At 41.7% G+C, this 21,327-nt stretch carries 18 protein-coding genes; 13 read left to right on the forward strand and 5 right to left on the reverse strand.

The annotated features are described in order from the left end of the window. Positions 1-46: 46 nt before the first annotated feature. The gene (locus HWQ40_RS08335) at positions 47-3,622 is read left to right on the forward strand and encodes a caspase family protein (protein ID WP_292776517.1); all 3,576 of its coding nucleotides are present in this window, start codon (positions 47-49) and stop codon (positions 3,620-3,622) included. 34 nt (positions 3,623-3,656) lie between these two features. Here HWQ40_RS08335 and HWQ40_RS08340 read toward each other — a convergent pair whose 3' ends face one another. Then, positions 3,657-4,814 carry a C1 family peptidase gene (locus HWQ40_RS08340; protein WP_292776520.1) on the reverse strand — a complete coding sequence of 386 codons (1,158 nt, stop codon included), beginning with the start codon at positions 4,812-4,814 and terminating at the stop codon, positions 3,657-3,659. Between the two features lie 649 nt (positions 4,815-5,463). Here HWQ40_RS08340 and HWQ40_RS08345 point away from each other — a divergent pair. The 3 genes from HWQ40_RS08345 (at position 5,464) to HWQ40_RS08355 (ending at position 8,514) form a co-directional block, all read left to right on the forward strand. Beyond that, complete coding sequence (locus HWQ40_RS08345; protein ID WP_292776523.1) at positions 5,464-6,753, forward strand: glucose-1-phosphate adenylyltransferase; 1,290 nt, start codon at positions 5,464-5,466, stop codon at positions 6,751-6,753. A 111-nt stretch (positions 6,754-6,864) separates the two neighbouring features. Next, a complete protein-coding gene (locus tag HWQ40_RS08350; protein ID WP_292776525.1) occupies positions 6,865-7,374 on the forward strand; it encodes an AAA family ATPase in 510 nt (169 codons plus the stop codon). 120 nt (positions 7,375-7,494) lie between these two features. Further along, positions 7,495-8,514 (forward strand): DnaJ C-terminal domain-containing protein, encoded by a 1,020-nt coding sequence (locus tag HWQ40_RS08355; RefSeq protein ID WP_292776527.1) that lies wholly within the window; start codon positions 7,495-7,497, stop codon positions 8,512-8,514. 469 nt (positions 8,515-8,983) lie between these two features. Here HWQ40_RS08355 and HWQ40_RS08360 read toward each other — a convergent pair whose 3' ends face one another. Next, a complete protein-coding gene (locus tag HWQ40_RS08360) occupies positions 8,984-9,520 on the reverse strand; it encodes a peroxiredoxin (protein WP_292776529.1) in 537 nt (178 codons plus the stop codon). 160 nt (positions 9,521-9,680) lie between these two features. Beyond that, positions 9,681-10,292, reverse strand: coding sequence for a peroxiredoxin (locus HWQ40_RS08365; RefSeq protein ID WP_069068387.1), 612 nt, complete (start codon positions 10,290-10,292; stop codon positions 9,681-9,683). Positions 10,293-10,423: 131 nt separating this feature from the next. Here HWQ40_RS08365 and HWQ40_RS08370 point away from each other — a divergent pair, with 131 nt between their 5' ends. The 7 genes from HWQ40_RS08370 (at position 10,424) to HWQ40_RS08395 (ending at position 16,697) form a co-directional block, all read left to right on the forward strand. Further along, entirely contained in the window at positions 10,424-12,703 is a 2,280-nt protein-coding gene (locus tag HWQ40_RS08370) for an amylo-alpha-1,6-glucosidase (RefSeq protein WP_292776531.1), read from the forward strand. Between the two features lie 442 nt (positions 12,704-13,145). Then, positions 13,146-14,630: a galactose oxidase-like domain-containing protein gene (locus HWQ40_RS08375; RefSeq protein WP_292776533.1), complete on the forward strand. Its 1,485-nt coding sequence runs from the start codon at positions 13,146-13,148 to the stop codon at positions 14,628-14,630. Between the two features lie 61 nt (positions 14,631-14,691). Beyond that, the gene (locus HWQ40_RS08380; protein WP_292776535.1) at positions 14,692-15,639 is read left to right on the forward strand and encodes a hypothetical protein; all 948 of its coding nucleotides are present in this window, start codon (positions 14,692-14,694) and stop codon (positions 15,637-15,639) included. A 308-nt stretch (positions 15,640-15,947) separates the two neighbouring features. Then, positions 15,948-16,064 carry a helix-turn-helix domain-containing protein gene (locus HWQ40_RS35580; protein WP_366933931.1) on the forward strand — a complete coding sequence of 39 codons (117 nt, stop codon included), beginning with the start codon at positions 15,948-15,950 and terminating at the stop codon, positions 16,062-16,064. Further along, entirely contained in the window at positions 16,054-16,374 is a 321-nt protein-coding gene (locus tag HWQ40_RS08385) for a transposase (RefSeq protein WP_292776537.1), read from the forward strand. Before HWQ40_RS35580 ends, HWQ40_RS08385 begins: the two co-directional genes overlap by 11 nt. Before the next feature lie 12 nt (positions 16,375-16,386). After that, positions 16,387-16,551 (forward strand): zinc ribbon domain-containing protein, encoded by a 165-nt coding sequence (locus HWQ40_RS08390; protein ID WP_292776539.1) that lies wholly within the window; start codon positions 16,387-16,389, stop codon positions 16,549-16,551. After that, positions 16,515-16,697, forward strand: coding sequence for a hypothetical protein (locus HWQ40_RS08395; RefSeq protein ID WP_292776554.1), 183 nt, complete (start codon positions 16,515-16,517; stop codon positions 16,695-16,697). The genes HWQ40_RS08390 and HWQ40_RS08395 overlap by 37 nt, the downstream gene beginning before the upstream one ends. 162 nt (positions 16,698-16,859) lie before the next feature. On the opposite strand, the gene rpsU is transcribed toward HWQ40_RS08395, so the two are convergent. After that, complete coding sequence (gene rpsU / locus HWQ40_RS08400; RefSeq protein ID WP_069073774.1) at positions 16,860-17,051, reverse strand: 30S ribosomal protein S21; 192 nt, start codon at positions 17,049-17,051, stop codon at positions 16,860-16,862. A gap of 121 nt (positions 17,052-17,172) precedes the next feature. Continuing rightward, a complete protein-coding gene (locus HWQ40_RS08405; protein WP_292776541.1) occupies positions 17,173-17,493 on the reverse strand; it encodes an RNA-binding protein in 321 nt (106 codons plus the stop codon). A gap of 470 nt (positions 17,494-17,963) precedes the next feature. Between HWQ40_RS08405 and HWQ40_RS08410 the strand changes: the two genes are divergently transcribed. Both HWQ40_RS08410 and HWQ40_RS08415 read left to right on the forward strand, forming a co-directional pair. Continuing rightward, a complete protein-coding gene (locus tag HWQ40_RS08410) occupies positions 17,964-19,358 on the forward strand; it encodes a TldD/PmbA family protein (RefSeq protein ID WP_292776543.1) in 1,395 nt (464 codons plus the stop codon). Positions 19,359-20,059: 701 nt separating this feature from the next. Continuing rightward, the gene (locus HWQ40_RS08415; RefSeq protein WP_292776545.1) at positions 20,060-20,590 is read left to right on the forward strand and encodes a pentapeptide repeat-containing protein; all 531 of its coding nucleotides are present in this window, start codon (positions 20,060-20,062) and stop codon (positions 20,588-20,590) included. Positions 20,591-21,327 lie beyond the last annotated feature (737 nt).

A 21,327-nucleotide genomic window follows, 5' to 3' on the forward strand; every position in this document is an offset into this window, starting at 1 on the left:
GTGTCTGTCAAGATTATCCCGCATTTACCAACCCAAGGTGTGTTAAATGGCACGATACGCGCTTGTTATTGGCATAGCCGAGTATCTCAGCCCATCATTACCGCGTTTGTCGAAGACTACAAATGATGCTGAGGCTATAGCACAACTTCTAGAGCAATATGGTGATTTCCAGTCTGTGCAAAGACTACCACAGCGCTGGAATAAAGAGAAAAATGGCTATGAAATGGCAACACAAAAAGTTACTGGCGCTCAACTTGGCCAAGATTTGAGAACATTCCTGCTAGAGCAAGCTGCTAATAATGAAGCGTTGATTTATTTTAGCGGACACGGTTTTACCATTTCGGACAATTTGGGACAACAAAAGGGATATTTGGCAAGTTCTGATTGTCAGATTGAATTTAAAGAAAACGAAAATGTTGAACAAAAATATGGCATTCCTCTGGATAGTCTTAACGAGTTAATTCGAGATTCGCAATTGAGTAGTTTAGTGATGCTACTCGATTGCTGTCATAGCGGCTATTTCCTAGAAAGACAATTAATAGAAAGAACTCTTAACGCTTTCAGTTCGCAAAAAGATTATTACTTAATTACAGCTTGTCGTGGCTTTGAACGCGCTGGAGTAATTAAAAGTGAAGAATATAGTATTTTCACAGGTGCAGTTGTTAAGGGATTGGCAATAGAAAATGTAGGTAGTAGTAGGCGAATAAGTGGCGATCGCTTGTTTGATTTTGTCAGTAACGAATTGAAAGGTTCCGTACAGGAGCCGATTCGCATGGGTTGGGGACGTTCGATTACTCTGGTTACTTATCCCCAGTTAGATATTCCTACAGGAGAAAAAATTGCTTTCAATCAGGAAAATCCTTATCGGGGACTTTATGCTTTTGAATCAGAGCAAGCGCAATATTTTTGTGGACGAGATGAAGCAGTTCGCACACTAATTTCGCGTTTAGCAGAAAGTCGATTTTTGGCTGTAATTGGCTATTCAGGTAGTGGTAAATCTTCTTTAGTAAAAGCGGGTTTGTTACCGCAACTGAAAGGCGATCGCCTCCCTCGAAGCAGTGAATGGGAAATCGCATCTTTTACACCAGGAGAGCATCCATTAGGTAAATTAGTTGACATTTTAGCTCGACAACAGCAGCAAAATCAGCCACATCTATTGTTTATCGATCAATTTGAAGAAATATTTACCCTTTGTCAAGACGATGAGGAACGCAAAGCTTTTATTCGTTTAATAGCACAGGAAGTAAAAAAGGGTGAGGGAGAAACGCGGATAATTTTGACAATTCGCGGTGATTTCTTAAATCGATGTGCTGACTATTTAGAAATCACTACTCTCATCAATAGCATTCCTCCCACATCATTCATCGTCACACCGATGTCTTTTACTGAGTTAGAAGAAGCAATTGAAAAACCAGCAAAATTACATGGGGTAACATTTGAGCGTGGTTTAGTTTCACAAATTTCCGCCGATGTAGTCAACCGTCCGGGTGCATTACCCATACTGCAATACGCGCTTAAAGAGTTGTGGCGAGTTTGCATTGAAGAACCTGAATCGCCACAACCGCTTTTAACCCGCAAAGGCTATGAAGAAATTGGTGGGGTTAAAGGAGCTTTAGATAAACGAGCGACGATTTTGTATCAAAGTTTAACAACTATAGATCAAGCCTTTGCACGTCGCTTGTTTATGGAATTGGTGCAGTTAGGTGAAACTGGAGAAGTGACGCGGCGGCGTGCTAGCTGGGATAGATTAGATGCAATTTCAGATTCTCCACAACAATTGCAACGGGTTGTAGGATTACTGGCAGGTTCTCAACAACGTTTAATTATCACCGATGAAAAGACGGTTGAAGTTGCTCATGAAGCACTTTTATCTGAGTGGAAATTATTAAATACTTGGATTGCTGAAAATCTGGAGAATATTCGTCTCAGTCGTTCTTTAGAGGAAGATTGCCAGGAATGGCTACAAAGATTTAATAAATTAGATGAAGCACTATTGACAGGTGCAAAATTGGCTGTAATTTCTGAATGGGTGAATAAGACTCAGCCAAGACTTACGCCATTAGAATCAGAATTTTTGCATAAGAGTTTGGAGAGACGCGATAGAGAAATTCAAGCGCAACTAGAGCAGGAACGTGAATTGCGAGAAGCGGCGGAAGCCAGAGCCAACGCGGAAGGGGAAAAAGTTAAACAGGAAAAAGCCAAAGTTAAAGCTCAAAGACAAAGAACTCAAGCATTTGCAGCTTTAGCAGTTGTATCAATTGCATTATCAGGGTTGTGGGTTAAATCCGAAAAGCATAATGTAGAACTAGTCAAAATGGAAGAGGTAAATAAATGGATTAAAGAGTCTCAAACATTCTTTGAAAATAATAAACAAATTGAAGCATTAATGGCAAGTGTACAAGCACTACAGCGATTAAAAAAGATAGGTGGAAAACACACTGAAGAACTTCAGCAACTGCAATCAATAATTTATAAAGTGGGGGAGCATAATCGGCTCGAAGGTCATCAGGGTTCCGTTTATGGTGTAAGTTTTAGTCCTGATAGTAAAATCATTGCATCCGGTGGTGTTGATGGAATTATTAAAATTTGGGATAGCAATGGCAAATTTTTATACGATCTCCCACATCAAAAAGAAGGATTTTGGCGTTTAAGATTTAGTCATAATGGTAAATTATTAGCTTCTGCAAGTCTTGATGGAACTGTTAAAATTTGGAGTATTGAATCTAAGAGAAACAAACTTATAAATGATTTTTCTGAGCATCAAGGGCCTGTTAATGATATTAGTTTTAGTCATGATGACAAACTAATTGCCTCTGCTGGTCAAGACGGAATTATAAGAATTTGGAATACTGAAGTTCAACAAAAGCAGTCCCAAGCAGAAAATGAATTAAATATGAGAGATTTTTTTATAAAACTAAAAAATAGTGATGCTGGCAAAAACTATGAAATTTATAGTCTAGACTTTGAGCCTTATGATAATTCAAAAATAGTTTATGGAGGTAATGACGGTCATATCAGACTTTGGAATTTTAACAATTTTAATAAAAGTAATAAACCAGAACCTGTTGGGTTTCAGGGCGAGGGCCAGATAGTAAAAGTAGTAAAATTTAGTTCGCAAGCAAATATACTTGCTTCTGCTGGTAATAAAGGTACAATAAATATTTGGAATACTAAAATTAGAGTTAACAAACCACTAGTGTCTTTCAATACTAGTAATAAAGCTACTGGTAATATAATCTACGGGTTAGATTTTTCTCCTGACGGGCGTAAACTTGCTTCTGGTGGCAATGATGAAACTGTTAATGTGTGGAATGTAGATAGAGCTACACAAAGTTCTAGTACTAAAGAAGGATTTTTGCTAGAAACTCTAAAAGGACATACTAATGGGGTTAATCAATTAGCATTTAGTCATGATGGTAAGACAATAGCATCTTCCAGTGATGATGGAACTGTCAGACTTTGGCTCTGGCACTTGGATAAAAAAGATGATGTTGCTCCTGATGCAGAAAAATTGTTAAACTATAGCTGCGATTTTTTAAAAGAATACTTACAAACTAATAAGAATATACCAGATTGGATGAATAACCAATCTGGTGGTATGTGTCCAATTGGCAAAAAATGAAAAGATTCTTATTACTAATTATTGATTTGTTTTCTTATTTTTTTGAGGGATTTTGCTGAGTTGGAATAACATAGACAGATTTATCATCCTTAGGAACCCGTATAGTTGGAGTTCGAGAATCTTGGTTTTCTGAATCCTTTTTAACCTTTTTACTTTTATCCCCTAGTAGAACACCATCCTTAGCTATCAAGCCAAACTGTCCCTCATCAATCCACTCATTCTTTAGTAATGACCACCAGTCAGTAGCTAACCCACTTAATATATAATCATAGGGTAGCCAACCATAGCCATCTTCACCCCAATCTTCACCCCAGCAATTTCTAATTAAGAAAGCTCCTTTAGTAGTGCAATTTTCAGTGGGATGCTTAATTTCCATATCATCTTGATAACCAACAGCAACAACTGCATGACCACCTGTCACCTTTTCATGCTCAGTAGGATAAGGAATTTCTCCACTTTTCTTGATGTTTTTATTATCTAGAGAACTATAAGTTGTAAATCCAAACATAGCAGGAAAGCCAGCCGTTAGAAAAGCTTTTATTTGAACCAATGCTTCCTTTTTTGAAAGTTGAGGTAAGTCAAGCCTAAAATACTGAAGTGCTTGATAATTTTGAGCGTAGGCATAGCAAAAAGCAGATGGTTCTTCGTCAAAATTTTCAACATTATAAGGCCAATATTCTTCTGGAGGTATGCCGAAAATTGCCATCGCTTTCATTGTAAAGCGGGTCGATGCTCCAGTATCTCCAGTTAGTCCCATTAACTTTCGTGTGACTTTGTAGAGAAAGCGGCTGGACGCATCTATGTATTGGTTATTTCCCTTCTTTTCAAAATATTCCAACAAGGCAACGCCAGCCAGTGCTGTACAAGAATCAAGGTTTCCTTGTTCCTCAATTGGAGAACACCATTGCCGCAAATCGACATCAGGAGATAAAGATATTGGATATTGCAAACTTGCCGAATTTTGGTCTATTGGTTCTTTAAAAGGTAAGAGTAGGCTAGTTTGCTTTTTATCTTCTTTCCCATTCTCTTGAACTTCTGTCTTGTTCTCTATTTGTAATGTGCAATCATTTACTAAAGTTGCTTGTTCGAGTCTAATTCTTTCTTTGTTATTAGAGTCTTTGATTATGTTCTCTAGAGAATAGTCTCTAAAATCTGGACGATCTGGCAACCAACCCATTCTAAAGTTCGGCATATGTCTGTTACCCTGTTTTTAAATATGTTAGGAAGTTAACTTAGAGGATGTTTGAAAAGTATTAGGCGAATAGAATTCCCTACTACACAAGCAAAGTCCACCTTTCTTGCGGAACGCTACGCGAACGTGGACTAACTCAAAGTTAAGAGTTTTCTAACTCACGGAGGTGGGTTTTGTCTGTGTAGCCGAGCCAGTGCATTGAGCGGCTTTGCCAACTTAAAGCACCTGGCGTGCGACTTCTAATAGCCAAGGCTAGTAATAAATTAGACTTTTCAAATATCCTCTTAATAGGTGACTTTTAGCTGACTGTAAGTGAATACACTATAAAAACAATCTTTTACGGATTACACATAGAACTTTTTTAGATTTATTTTTATCACGAGGTTTGTTACAGACGATTTACCTCTTTCCCTTGCAAGCTGTCTCTCATAGAGATAAAATTCCATACGAGGGCGGTCTAGTTGAAACTTCCTACACTTTTCATCTCAATTAATACAAATGTTCTAATTAGTTTTTCCCTAACAGTGCTATCCATCACCAGCAGCATTCTGTAAAATTCATCCCAAAGAATCAGATGATCCCCCTTACCTGTGGTGGCAGACAGTCCTAAACTGAAGATGAGAGTTGAAAGGCAGTCTGGAGAAATTTTGTGAAAAAAGTATTATCAATCATCCTTGGTGGTGGCGCGGGTACTCGGCTTTACCCGCTAACGAAACTACGCGCTAAACCAGCAGTACCAGTAGCGGGGAAGTACCGCTTAATCGATATCCCTGTCAGTAACTGCATAAATTCCGAAATATTCAAAATTTACGTCCTGACACAATTCAACTCAGCTTCACTGAATCGTCACATCGCCCGTACCTATAACTTTACTGGCTTTAATGAAGGGTTTGTGGAAGTACTAGCCGCACAACAAACACCAGAGAACCCTAACTGGTTCCAAGGTACAGCCGATGCTGTACGTCAGTACCTGTGGTTAATGGAAGAATGGGATGTAGAAGAATATCTAATTCTCTCAGGCGATCACCTCTACCGCATGGATTATCGCCAGTTTATCCAGCGCCATAGGGAAACGGGGGCTGATATTACTCTCTCAGTCATCCCCATCGATGAGCGCCGCGCCTCAGATTTTGGCTTGATGAAAATTGACGATTCTGGTAGGGTAATCGATTTTAGCGAAAAACCAAAAGGTGAAGCGTTACTCCAAATGCAAGTTGATACAAGTGTACTGGGATTATCAAAAGAACAAGCCCAGCAACAGCCCTACATCGCTTCAATGGGGATTTATGTCTTTAAAAAAGATGTTTTGTTCAAGTTGCTGAGAGAAGGTATAGAAAGGACTGATTTCGGCAAAGAAATTATTCCTGATGCCTCTAAAGATTACAACGTTCAAGCTTACCTTTTTGATGACTACTGGGAAGATATTGGAACAATCGAAGCATTTTATCATGCCAATTTAGCCCTAACTCAGCAGCCTCAGCCACCCTTTAGTTTCTACGATGAAGAAGCGCCAATTTATACCCGTGCCCGCTACTTACCTCCAAGTAAACTTTTAGATTGCCAGGTAACAGAATCAATTATCGGCGAAGGTTGTATTTTGAAAAATTGCCGCATTCAACATTCAGTGTTGGGAGTGCGATCGCGAATTGAATCTGGTTGTGTCATCGAAGAGTCCCTACTCATGGGTGCAGATTTTTATCAAGCTTTTGTAGAACGTCAATGTAATGTAGAAAAAGGTGAAATTCCTGTAGGTATTGGTACTGACTCGATTATTCGCGGTGCCATCATTGATAAAAACGCCAGTATCGGTCACGATGTCAAAATCATCAATAAAGATAACGTGCAAGAAGCTGACCGAGAAAGTCAAGGTTTCTACATCCGTAGTGGCATCGTTGTCGTGTTGAAAAATGCTGTAATTCCTGATGGAACCATCATTTAGTCATTAGTCATTAGTCATTAGTCATTAGTCATTAGTCATTAGTCATTAGTCATTGGTTAATAGTTACAAGCAACAAAAGACAAAAGACAAAGGACAAAGGACAAAGGACTAATGACTAAACTCATTTTGCTGATTGGTCTTCCAGGTAGCGGTAAGTCAACTTTGGCAAAACAATTACTGGCAGAATGCCCCCAAATGGCACTAATTTCTACAGATGCCATTCGGGGGCAATTGTTCGGTTCCCAAGCTGTTCAAGGACCGTGGCTGCTGATTTGGCGCGAAATTGAGCGGCAATTTCAGCAAGCTATTTCCACAACTAATACAGCTATTTTTGATGCCACCAATGCCCAGCGCCGCCATCGTCGTGAAGTCATTTCTTTAGTCCGTAACCTGGGCTTTACTCACATTCGGGGAATTTGGGTAGATACACCAGTTTGGCTGTGTTTGGCACGGAATAAAAAGCGATCGCGCCAAGTTCCAGAAGAAATTATTTTGCGGATGCATCGTCAACTCCGGGATGCTCCCCCAAGTCTGGAAGAAGGATTAGACAGCCTAAGCCGCTTATCAGAAAAATCGGAGTACGGGAATTGCGATTTCTTGGTGAGCGAGAACCACACTTGATTTTCTATATTTTTTGTTAATTTGAAATCAGATTCTTTTTGTTTGGCACTATACCAGGCAAATTAAACATCTCTCATCTTAAAAAAAAACATAACGGGAATTTCTATAGGAGGCTGGTAGATGGCTGCAACCGACTTCAAGGACTATTACGCTATTTTGGGAGTCAGTAAGACTGCCAGTTCAGAGGAAATCAAACAAGCCTTTCGTAAACTAGCCCGCAAATACCATCCTGATGTCAACCCAAACAACAAACAGGCAGAGGCACGCTTCAAAGAAGTTAGCGAAGCCTACGAAGTTGTGTCAGACCCAGATAAACGCAAAAAGTACGACCAATTCGGTCAATATTGGAAACAAGCTGGTGAAGGTTTCCCATCTGGCGGTGCTGGTCCCGATATGGGTAACTTTGACTTCAGTCAATACGGCAATTTTGATGAGTTCATTAATGAGTTGCTAGGACGCTTTGGTGGTCCTATCCCTCGTGGTGCGGGTGCAGGGCGCCAAAGTCAGGCACGAAGTCACTCTTACCGCACTTCTCCAGGTACCTCAACTCATTTTAGCAGCAGCTTTAACGATTTTGGGTTTCAAGATGGAGGTGCGGGTAGTACCCAGGATAGTGAAGCTGTGATCGCTCTAACTTTTGCTGAAGCATTTAATGGTGTGCAAAAGCGCTTCAGTTTAGGTAATGAAACAATAGATGTCAACATCCCGTCTGGGGCTAAAACTGGTACTCGCCTACGAGTGCGGGGCAAAGGTCAGATCAACCCCATGACTCAACAACGGGGGGATTTATACTTAAAAGTCGAACTTCAGACGCACACGTTCTTCCAAATGGAAGGTGATAACTTGGTATGCGAAGTGCCAATCACACCAGATGAAGCTACTCTGGGAGCGTCTATTGATGTACCTACTCCCGATGGTTCAGTTAATGTCAAACTACCAGCAGGAGTGCGTTCTGGTCAATCTCTACGTTTACGTGGTAAAGGTTGGCCCCTCCCCAAAGGTGGACGCGGTGATCAGTTGGTGAAAGTGGCGATCGTTCCACCAAAAGACCTCAGCCAACAAGAGCGGGAATATTATGAAAAAATCCGGGCTATACGTACTTATAATCCCCGTAGTCATTTGAACCAATTCAGGCTTTAATAAGCAAAAACCGAATCCCCATAACTAAAATCTCGTCATTACCCACATTTTGGTAACAGTCAAAGTATTATGCTAAACCACATCTTGTCTAGAACTTAAGTTCTGCAGCTCAGAGCTACTGTTCACTCAAGTGGACTTGAATCATGTTCGGATAAATGTTTAACCGAACTTGAGATGAATTGTTGTTTAGTCCAGTTAAGAGAACTTGAACTATTAGCCTTGAAATTGTATTCCGAGGTTGAATAGCAACGAAGCTAAAGATAAAAAGATGTGGGTAACGACAAATAATAATTAAGGGATTTTTGTGGTGATCGCTAAAACAAGTAAAATTCAGAGACGCATTAATTTTGCGTCTCTATATTGGCTTAAGATTTGATTAGGGACTGAATTCCCATTCAAATCTTAATAGTTCCCAATTCCTAATCCCTAGTTTCCAGCACCCAATGCAATTTATTTTGAATATTTATAGTCAATTAAATTGTTGTAGTAATGTCTCAACACTAGCATTATGATCCAAAAAAGAAAATAAATGCCAGTAGCGCAGTTTTCCTTCTTTATCTAATACAAACTGTGCTGGCAAAGGCGCTCCCAGTGCTTGTCCTGCTTGATATGTACGAAAAACTCGACAACTAGGATCGCTCAATAGTGGCATTTTTAAGCCTAAATCTTTGACAACTATTTGACTCTGCCGTTCATCTGTACTAGTAATCATTAAAACTTCTATACCGCGATTTTTGAATTGCTCATAGTTTTCATTCAAAGCTTTGATGTGAGGAAAACAAAAAGGGCAATATTGCTTTTCGGTAAAGATGCGAGTCAAGGCGAGTAACACTGGTTGTTTGCCTTTATAATCAGACAATTTTACTAAAGTTCCGTTGGTAATATCTGGCAATTGAAAGTCAGGTGTTCCCACTCCCAATCTGAGTTGATTGCTAGCTGGAACCGGTAAAAAATTACGGAAAAATCTCTCATTTAATAAGCCACTAAAGTCAGTTGAAGTCAGCATATTTTTAACCTTGATTATTTACAATACAATTTTATAAAAAAAACCACAGATATATACGGAGGTTGACATTGTTTAATGCGTATCTCTGTTTATCTGTAGTTTTCATTGATTTTGCTTTCAACTCCAAAAGGCTGGATTAGAGTTTTTTCGCTAGCAAAATTTAGACAGCAGAGAAGTAGACTTTAGACTTCACTGGGTCAGGATTCATTGTCTTGTCACCAGGTTGCCAACCAGCTGGGCAAACTTCGTCAGGGTGAGACTGAACATACTGAATTGCTTGTAATGTCCGCAGAGTTTCATCAACGCTACGACCAAAAGCTAGATTGTTAATGGTGGCGTGCTGTATGATACCATCTTTATCGATGATGAACAGACCACGCAAGGCAATGCCTGCTGCTGGGTCAAGAACGTTGTAAGCGGCGCTAATCTCTTTCTTAATGTCAGAGACTAGAGGATAATTCAGGTCGCCAACGCCACCAGACTTACGATCTGTTTGAATCCAGGCGAGGTGAGAGAATTCACTGTCAACGGAAGCCCCAAGGACTTCAGTATTGATTTTCTTGAATTCTTCGTAGCGATCGCTAAATGCTGTGATTTCAGTAGGACAAACAAAGGTAAAGTCAAGTGGGTAGAAAAACAGTACGACATACTTACCGCGATAATCGGAAAGTTTGATTGTCTTAAATTCCTGATCTACTACAGCCGTTGCTGTGAAATCGGGAGCTTGTTGACCAACGCGGAGGCTTCCTTCGGTTCCGTAAGTAAGGGACATTAACCTAATTCTCCTTTATCAGTTTAGTAGCGTTGGAATTTGGGTCAAATAAAATTTACCCATCTACGCTCTCACAGTTTAATTACGATCTGTTACGACTATATCATACTCATAACGATTTTGAGTAGCAAATGCCAGATTTAGATACAAGAGAATGGTTGCTTACCAATGGCTTGGGAAGTTTTGCCAGCGGTACAGTTTCTGATGTCCGCACGCGCACCTATCATGGTTGGCTGTTTGCCGCGACAAACCCACCTTCTGGAAAGACTCTGCTGTTTTCGCACCTAGAAGCTAGCTTGGAAATATTAGGGAGCGTTATGGCACTGGGGACAAATGTTTGGGGTAACGGTCAGATTGAGCGAACAGGCTACGAACAACTACGCCGTTTTGATATTAACCCAGTTCCCAAATGGACTTGGGGTCAAGATAACTGGCAATTAACTAGACAATTGGTGATGCCCTATGGTTTGGTGGGGACTGGGGGCTGGGGACAAGGAGGACAAGGGGAGCAAGGAGGGATAAGCAATGCCCCATACCCCATGACGGCAGTTGCTCCACTTGGGGAAACCCCAAGACCGCACTGCCTCCCCCATGCCCAGTGCCCCATGCCCAATGCCCCTGCTCAATTTTGCCATCGAATTTTAATCCAGTATCGCTACGAGGGAACTGAAACAGCGATTTTACGGTTGCGACTGTTGATAGCAGAACGTGACTTTCACCACCAGCAAACTGCTAGTCAAGAATTACAGTTTTCACAATTGCTAGGGCAACAGCAAGTCTGTCTGCAAGCAATCAATTCTGGGCGCTTCGGCATACCTTGGCACTTGCGCTGGACACAAGGAAATTATCAACCAGATGCAGTTTGGTATTGGGATTATGGATTGTCTGAGGAAACAAAACGGGGGTTAGGCGACAAGGAAGACCTCCACAGTCCTGGTTACTTGATAGTCACACTTCAACCAGGAGATACGGTGACTTTAGAAGCACGAGTAGGTTTTCCCGACTCAGTGCCAAGTGTTCTTACCCTCAAAACCTTCGTAGAAGCTGTGGAGGCAGAGCAAGAAAGGCTCTCACAGATTTTTGGATGGAGAGAGGGAGGTAGAGGGGCAGGGGAGCAGGGGAGCAGGGGAGCAGGGGAGCAGGGGAGTAGAGGGGCAGGGGAGCAGGGGAGCAGGGGAGCAGAAGAGCAGGGGAGAAGTTGCAGTAAGTTTTTCCCCTCTGCCTCTTATGCCCAATGCCCAATGCCCAATGCCCACTCCCCAATCTGGCAACAACTACTCAAAGCAAGCGATCAGTTTATCGTCTATCGAGCCTCAATTGCAGGCCCCACGGTCATTGCTGGTTATCACTGGTTTAATGATTGGGGACGCGATACATTAATCGCTTTACCAGGGTTGGCACTAGTTCCACAGCGCTTTGACCTAGCAAAAGGAGTATTGCGAACTTTTGGGCATTATTGTCGTCACGGTTTGATTGCGAATGCATTTCCCGATCTCAATGGCGAACCAATTTATAACAGTATTGATGCGGCATTGTGGTGGATTGAAACTTTAGGACTTTATTTAGAAGCTACCCAAGACTGGGATTTTTTGGCAGAGCAATTCTCTGTAGTACAGCAAATCTATAAAGCATTTGTCGGTGGTACACATTTTAATATCCAGGTCGATGCTACCGATGGGCTAGTTAGTTGGGATGCTCGTGGTGTAGCTCTCACCTGGATGGATGTGGTAATTGGGGCACACCCCGTTACACCCCGTTATGGGAAGCCAGTGGAAATCAATGCGCTGTGGTATTCTGCTTTATGTTGGCTGAGTCAGTGGGCAGAGCGCTTGAGCCAAATGGAGTATGGCTCACCAGTGCGTCTCACTAAGCAAGCACAGCGTTATGCTAATCAAGCACAACACGTGAAAACCTCACTGCAAAAATTCTGGAATCCTCAGCTAGGTTATCTGTACGATACCATTGAGCCGGACGATCGCCGGAATTTTCAAATTCGTCCGAATGCTGTTTTGGCGCTGTCACTACACCATTGTGGGTTTTCTGAACAGCAAGGGTGTCAGATATTAGATTTGGCAACTACTAGCTTGCTCACACCTTATGGTCTTCGCAGTCTCGATCCAGGAGATCCTGAATACAAAGGAAAATATGAGGGCAATCAACAGCAACGCGATCGCGCTTATCACCAAGGCACTGTTTGGACTTGGCTAATTGGGCCATATATTCGTGCTTGGCAACGTTTTTATCCACAACAATCGCTGCCTTTTGATTGGCAACCCTTGCAAGATCATTTTTTATTTGACGCTTGTCTTGGTTCTATTTCTGAGATTTTTGATGGCGATTCACCTCACACACCCAGAGGAGCGATCGCTCAAGCTTGGTCAGTTGCTGAAGTAATACGCTACATTAAATAGTTGTAGGGATACAGATGGTCTTGGATAATTATTCTTGATTAATATACATTCACAAATTAATATTGCTAGTTTGAACCTACAAAACCCTTACTATACAAGCTTTTTATTAATTTATCTGATTATCCAAAAGTGACTAGAGATTTTCGATGATTTCACAAATTGAGGCCGCAAAACCAAAAATGTTGATTTTCTTCTGTGAGAAAATAAGTTATGACAAATTCTTGATAGCAGCAATGTATTTCAAGCTTAATTTAGATACTCTACAGAATGGATGATTGACACCGCAATTACTATTGATAAAGCTGATTTTACATTTCCTGATTATAAACACATCATATCTTAACGCTAAATAAGCCTAAAGAAGTATAGATATGAATTGAGAAATCAATTAATAAAATAAAGTACAAAAAATAAAGTTCACGTAGGAAGAATTGTAAATAAAGTGACTCAACCTAATAACAAGACTAACCTTCAAGAGGAAAGAGATTTAGGAACTTCCATTGCTGTAGCTACTACTACAGATAAATGGCAAGTATTGTCCTACAGTGCTCCAATCCTACCTATACATGCTGCTCTATTTCGTACTAGTAAGGTATTCTTTTTCTGTGGCTCAGGTAACGATCCCACTCGGTTAAATACTCCCTATGACAGTGTGGTCTGGGATGTAAACAAGGGAACCTTTTCCCGTCAAGCGCCTCCATTGGATAGTAACAAGCAACCTATGGATCTTTTTTGCGCTGGTCACTCCTTCCGCCCTGATGGTCAGTTACTAGTTGCAGGTGGAACTTTGCGCTATGACCCATTTTATGGTTCACCCTATGCTCTGATGTTCGATCCCATTGCTGAGAAATGGGTCAAGATACTATCAATGAATAATGGTCGCTGGTATCCTACTGTGTTAACACTAGGCAGCGGTCGAGTCTTAGCAGTGTCTGGGCTGGATAAAGATGGCAAGCTTAATATACAACCAGAAATTTATTCTGCTTTCTTTGCAAATGGTTGGAACGCTTTTCCAACAACGAGTGCTTTACCGGCATACGCGCATCTGTTTCTACTAAGTAGTGGAAAAGTTTTTTATTCAGGTGCTCAGATGGGTGGCACTGGAGTTACACCAAGGATATTAACCCTGCCAGAGACATTTACACAATCCATTACAGAAAAAGTGGTGACAGGGCTGCAAGACATAGCTTTTGGCGATCAAGCTGCCAGTGTGCTTTTACCACCTGCACAAGATCAGAAGGTGATGATTCTCGGTGGGGGTAGTGGTAAGACAGCAACAAAGAGGGTAAATATTGTCGATTTAAAAGCTACTAATCCAACTTACGTAGCAGCAAAGCCTTTAAACTATGCCCGGATGCATCACAGCGCAGTTTTGTTGCCCGATCGCACAGTATTTGTTTGCAATGGTAGCAAAATGAATGAGGATACAACACAATCAATGCTGCCAGCAGAAATTTACAATCCAGCTACAAATACTTGGACAGTAGTAGCTAAACAAAATGTCCCTCGCGTATATCACTCGGTGGCCTTGCTGCTACCAGATGGTAGGGTCGTCACAGCTGGGGGGAACCCTCAACGGAGGGTCAATGAACTGCGATTAGAAATCTACAGTCCTGCGTATATGTCACGATCACGACCAGTTATTCAGAGCGCTCCTCAAACAGTGACCTACGGGCAGCAATTTACAATTCAGACACCCCAGGCTGCGAATATTAAATGGGTTAGTTTTATTAGACCAATGGCAACCACCCATTCTTGCGATACAGAACAAAGGTTAGTGGATGCACCCATTACTTCTAGAAACGCTACTTCTCTTAAGGTCACGGTAATAAACAATCGAAACATCGCACCCCCAGGCTGGTACATGCTTTTTATTAGTGACAACAATGGAACACCCTCAGTAGCAACCTGGACGCAAATATATTAGCCTTATCTGTTTATGTTCGCACTGCTACCTAATAAAAGTCATTAATTCTAGGAAGGAAAATATGAATTACAAGCTATCACGTCGACAGTTTGGACAGTTGGCACTTGCTGGAACTGTGGTATCTGGACTTGGTTATCTCACCAAGAAAGCCTTGGCAGAAACACCAAGTTTAAATATTGTAGGTATAGGTTCCAGCCCGATGGTTATTACTGACCAAACGGCTATTACAGAGGTAAACACCACTGAATTAGTAGAGAACACTGCCCTAAACAGTGTAAGCACAGATATTCGCACAGATATTAAGCCTGTAGGACTAGTTTTGCAATCCTTAGTTACAGGAAAGGCTCAAGTACTTACGGATAAAAGTACACCTCTATTAGAGCCTAATGAGATATTGAGTGGTTTTACCTCTTTAAGCGATGGCACACTTGTTGTAGCCATTACTCCTGTTGCGATTAGTCGGAGAGAGGCGACACCTACTCGCATTACATTTTTGGGTACGCCTGTAAAAACTTTGATAGTCTCAGGACTTAAACAAAATCAACAGCTTGGAAGCTTGCTAGGTACTAATGATGGGCGACTCATTGGTTTAGTAGGTAAGAAAAACGGTACACCACCGATCAGATTGGTAGATATTAACCTTCAAACAGGAGAAATAAGTTCTATTAGTAAGGTTAAATTCCTGGACGATGAGCGGGTCAGCAATCTAGCTGAGTGCCCAGATGGAATACTTTATACCTCTATAGTTGGTGCGTATGGTGATACAACTCTGGTGCAGCTAGATTCAAATCAAAAAAAGCCCATCAGACTAGGACAATTGAAAGTTAATGGTCAAGCATGGAATAATGGCTTACAAGGCTTGGTTTGCTCTGCAACAGGTCAACTCCTCGCTTTTGGAGCTATGAGATATGAGACACCTAATGCTGTGTATATTGTTGATAAGAACAGTGGAAATATGACTCGGCTACAAGACTTTGATACCACTCAGATTACGCGTGCTCGTGCTTAGAAGGAATTGAGCTGATATCTCTAGCAAAAAAACTGCCTAGTACAGCATGGCGTAAATGAACATACCATTTCAAATGGCGCAAGAGCTTGAAATACAATTATGCGTGACTTTTGACTTTTGACTTCCGCCTTGCGGTACTAGCCCTCATCTTTGCTTGAGGGCTTTTTATTGGCATTGATTGGTACAGCTTATGATTAAGAATATTTTTGACTTATTTTCTGATTAGTTACCCCTGGAAATTCTGAGTAACTCAAACAAATTTATAATAATTTTGATTTCTGCAAGCCGCACACTCGTGACTAGAAGTCATGAGTAAAGTTACGCTCATTGCTAACCACAACCAAAAAGCCTTAATTAACAAGAGTATTGGTTGTGCAAGGTTTGTGTATAACCACTTTCTAGCATTAAAACAAGATGGGAATTAAATCTTATCTTGTTGCCAGTAACGGTGAAGTTGTAGACAATCCGAAGTATTATAGAACTCAAAAAAGGAAGTTACGCTCATACCATAAAAAACTATCCCGCAGTGTAAAAAGTAGTAGTAATCGAGTCAAAGCGAAAATCAAGCTGGCTCGTACATACTCACCGATTACGAATTTGAGAGATGACTTTTTGAACAAGCTATCAACCCGCTTAATCAAAGAAAACAGCATTATCTGTATTGAAGATTTGCGTGTTACGAATATGGTAAAAAACCATAAACTAGCCTTAAGTATCTCAGATGCTAGTTGGTAAAAATTTGTTACCATGCTTGAGTATAAAGCTTTGTGGCACGATAGACTTGTACAGAAAGTTGGCACGTTTTATCCCTCATCTCAGACTTGCAACTATTGTGGTTCTATCAACCCACTAGTCAAGAATTTAAACTTGCGCGAATGGTGCAAGTCCCAAGTTGTGGTAATCACAACTTGAGAGATGTAAATGCAAGTTTAAATATTCTGAGTGAGGGGTTAAGATTAATAGCCGCCGTGGGTATCCCGGAGGCGTTAAACGCCTGTGGAGAAATTGTAAGTCCTGGAGTCATCCAGGCGGAGATCGTTGAAGCAGGAATCGCGTGACTTTTAGTCATGCGAGGTTCAAAGATAGCTTATATCAGAAAAGGTTTTGAAGTTCAAAACTTACTCATTAGATTCTCCTTTGGAGTACAGCGATCGCCTTTTCGATAGCTAAGAATCTAATGAGAGTGTGTTAGCATAACTAACCGGAGGTATCGCTAATAGTTAATTACGACGGAAATTTCTCTTGCGTTGTTTGTGTCTAGCGACTTCTTTGCGCTTGTGTTTTTCCAAAGGCGTTTCAAAGTGACGATTCTTTCTCATGTCTGGAAAAATACCTGCTTTGGAAACTTCCCTCTTAAATCGACGTAAGGCTGACTCAATTCCTTCATTTTCGCCCACAAATACTTGGGTCATTTATCATCTCCTACTTAATTGGTACTGGGCAATTTAAGCCATCCAGTAAGACCGGAGCGCAAAAAGGGCAGATAATGATTCTGCCCTTTAGACGTTAAAACTTAATTTTTGATCTTAAAGCTTAGTAGCGCGATCTATTGTATCCACCGCCACCACCACTGCCGCGGCGCTCGCCACCACCAAAAGAACCACCTCTATCTTCCTTTGGTTTAGCCTTATTGACTTTCAGGTCGCGTCCCATCCACTCAGCTCCATCAAGAGCATCAATGGCAGCTGTTTCTTCAGCTTCTGTGCCCATCTCTACAAAGGCAAAGCCGCGTGGCCGTCCTGTTTCACGGTCAGTAGGTAACTGAACCCGCTTTACAGTACCGTGTTCGGCAAACACAGAATTGAGGTCATCTTGTGTGACCTCGTAGGATAGATTACCTACATAAATTGACATGCATTATCTCCAAAATCATAGGTGTGTAGAGATTTAGATTTCGGAGGCAAGCTTGTTAAGACCAAAAGGGAAAAGCCTGTCAATACTAAAAACAAAGAATGTAACCGAATTTTATTCTCACTTGATTATCTTAGCACATCATTGAGTTCTTACCCACCGTAACTCAAGATTGGGGGTTGGAGATTGGGTACAAGAGGCAGAATTGCAAAGGGGCACAGAGGAAAAACTTACTGCAACTTCTCCTCTGTTTTTTCACTCACTCATACCAATTTGAAAAATGATTGCGACAGATGGATTCACACCAAGCCAGACGCACCAAGGCAATTCCCAATCCAAAATCTAAAATCCGAAATCTAAAATCTAAAATGGTATCATCTCCCCCAGTACCTAATCTCCTCATAATATTGATTAGCAGAAATTCCCCAAATAATTGCAAAATAAATGCAGTTCGTCATTGTTACTAATTGGAAATGCCGACTACACTTGCTGACGCACAAAATTTACTTTCTGACCTGATCGCTCGCTACTGTGGGCGTGTAGATTATCTGATGATTCGCCTTGAAGAAGCAGAAGGGACTGATATCTTGTTGCGTGGCGACAAGGTAGAAACCCTCAGTGAAGGCATCTCCATTGGTGGACATATTCGCGCTTGTTATAAAGGCGGATGGGGGTTGAGCTGCTTTAACCAGCTGGCAACAATTAAGGATCGCATAGAAGAAGCGATCGCAGCTGCACGGATGGTTGGTGATGAAGAAACTTTACTTGCACCCATTGACCCGGTGCAAGCAGTATGCATTCTACCCCTAAAAGGTACTGACCCCCGAAATGTCTCACTCTCGCAGAAAAAACAATTGTGCGATCGCTATGCCCAATTGCTTAAAAGCCTCGATCCCCGAATTACCACTACCTCGGTGCGTTACGGTGACAGCGCCCAAAAAGTAATCATTGCTACTTCAGAAGGTACTTTAATCGAGCAATCTTGGGTAGATATGGAAATGCGCTTTGCCGCCACCGCCAGAAATGGCGAAACCGTACAAACTGGACGGGAAACTACTGGCTCTCGCAAAGCTTACGAAGATTTAACTGGTTTGGATGAACAGGTAAAAGGTGCTGCTCAAAGAGCGATCGCCGCTTTATCTCTACCACCGGTCAAAGGCAATACTTACACTGTAGTCATTGATCCAATTCTCACGGGTTTATTCGTCCACGAAGCCTTCGGGCATCTTTCTGAGGCTGATATGGCTTACGAAAACCCCGATCTGCTGGAAGTTATGACCATCGGACGGCGGTTTGGCCCAGAAGAACTGCAAATTTTTGATGGTGCGGCTCCAGAGGGACATCGCGGTAGCTATTTTTACGACGATGAAGGCACGCCTGCTACTACTACTCAACTAATTAAAGATGGAGTTTTAGTGGGACGTTTACATTCTCGTGAAACTGCTGGCAAATTGGAGGAAGCGCCTACGGGTAACGCCCGCTGTCTTAACTATCACTTTACACCCATTGTGCGGATGACAAATACCTGGATTGAACGGGGTAAAACACCAGTTGCAGACTTATTCACCGATATCAAAGAAGGAGTTTATGCCCGTAATTGGTTGGGTGGGATGACGAATGGGGAAATGTTCACCTTTAGTGCTGGGGAAGCGTGGATGATTAGGAACGGCAAAATTGCTGAACCTGTCCGCGATGTGACGCTTTCGGGAAATGTATTCCAAACTTTAGAGGATATTGAGGCACTTGGTGATGATTTTTATTGGGATGAATCTGGCGGTTGTGGTAAGGGAGGGCAAAATGGCTTGTCAGTGGGTTGTGGTGGTCCTAGCCTCCGAATTCGAGATGTAGTGGTTGGTGGGGAAACATGAACTATCCGCTGCGATACCGAAAATACTAGGTATCGCAGTGGATTTACGGTTGAGCAATGACTAATGACTTCAAATAATTAATTGGTCTTTAAAGACGCAATTTATTGCGTCTCTACATCAGGATTTTGTTGCTAATTCTGAACTGTATTGCTAAATAATCTTGTAACAACATCGAGAAACGAAAAATACTCCAGTTATCTTCAGTTGTAAGAATTGTAGTCTGCAAAAGAATACCAATTGGTTTTGCCATAACCTCTGCTAGACGAACACACAATTGAGTATAGCGATCGCTTTGCACTAATGCTTAAATTTTTAAGGGGAGCAACATCCCTCCCAAGTATGAAATTAATTCACAACTCTAGGTAGTAGCGCCAGTAATTAAGAATAGCTAATCTGGATAAAGGTAATTCAATATCTAATCCTCCGTGGCGCGTACTGAAGATTTACTGTCTGGATAGTCCAATATTATTTGTAATTGATAATGACGCTTGCGAACTGGCTACTGCTGCGCTAGCGTAATTCTTAATAAAGACTATTTCAGACTCTTATTTAGACCCAAACTGAAACAAAGCCATGTATAAACAAAGTAAAATTACACTCAAAAATTACGAATTACGTTAGCGTAGCGGGGCGTTCGCGATAGCGTCTCGTAGAGAAGCCCATTACGAATTAGTTAAACGTTCCTTAGCACAGCGACAGATATGAAAGCAGATCAACTCCTGAAAAACTATGCCGCAGGTGTCAGAGACTTTACTGGTGTCAACTTGAGCGAGGCCAACTTAAGAGAAGCCGATCTCAGTGGCGTAATTTTAGACCGAGCAATTTTAGATGGAGCTAATCTGAGTCACGCTAATTTAACCCATGCCAGTTTGATTGAAGCAGACTTAAATGGAGCAGATTTGAGCAATGCGGATCTCAGTAGTAGTAACTTAAGCGGAGCAATTTTGGATGGAGCAATTTTGGATGGAGCAGATTTGGATGGAGCTAATTTGAGTCACGCTGATTTGACGGTTGCTAAACTGATTGAAACTAAATTGAGTGAGGCAGATTTGCAGGAAGCAAGCTTGATAGCGGCGAATTTAGATGGAGCCGATTTAAGTGGTGCAGATTTAACTGTAGCCGACTTATCCCAGGCAAATCTCACTCAAGCAGATTTGAGCCAGACAAATTTGAGCGGAGCAAATTTGGATGGAGCCAATATAGAAGGAACTATTCTGGATGAGAATGTTTAATCTCGTTTCTATACAGAGTATGGGTTCTAAATTGCTGACTCAATATATTAACCCAAACAGTGCCTCGGAACACCGAGATCAAAACTCGAAACTTTAGCTTCATACAGCAGATTGCAACTTCTCTACGAGAGGCTACGCCAAGGTGAGGTACAGATAATTGTAGGGGCACAACATGTTGTGCCCCTACCCGTGTACTTCATTTACCTGAAATACGCTGTATTATGTTTGTTTAATTACTTAATTAAACTCGCAGAACCCCACACGCCAGATGCTCGACTTGGGGAGACACCAAGGGCGATGGGATCTCCCCTTCTGCCAAAGCTACCGTGTATACACAAGTCTGAAATAGCTGAGAAATCACGGTTTTACCCCACCCTAACCCTCCCCTTGTCAAGGGGAGGGAACTAGATTCCTGTTTCCCCCCAATAAACGGGGGGATTAAGGGGGGTAATTCGACTTCTGTATACACCCTAGTTCTCCTAAAGGGAGAGGCTAGCGCCTTTCCTTCCCTACGGGACGCTCCGCGAACGGAACGCTACGCGAACGCGGAGCGTCTCGTAGAGAAGGGAGAATACTGCACTGGCTCCTCTTAATCTCCTTCCCACAGGCGCTACACTTTACACACAAGTCTTTTGGAGTTGCAATGGCTTTGTTTTGACTAACAATGCGATTGTTTCGGCTGACAATGCGATTGTTTCGGCTGACAATGCGATTGTTTCGACTAACAATGCGATTGT

The sequence above is a fragment of the Nostoc sp. NMS9 genome, assembly GCF_017114995.1.
Classification (GTDB): Bacteria; Cyanobacteriota; Cyanobacteriia; order Cyanobacteriales; family Nostocaceae; genus Nostoc.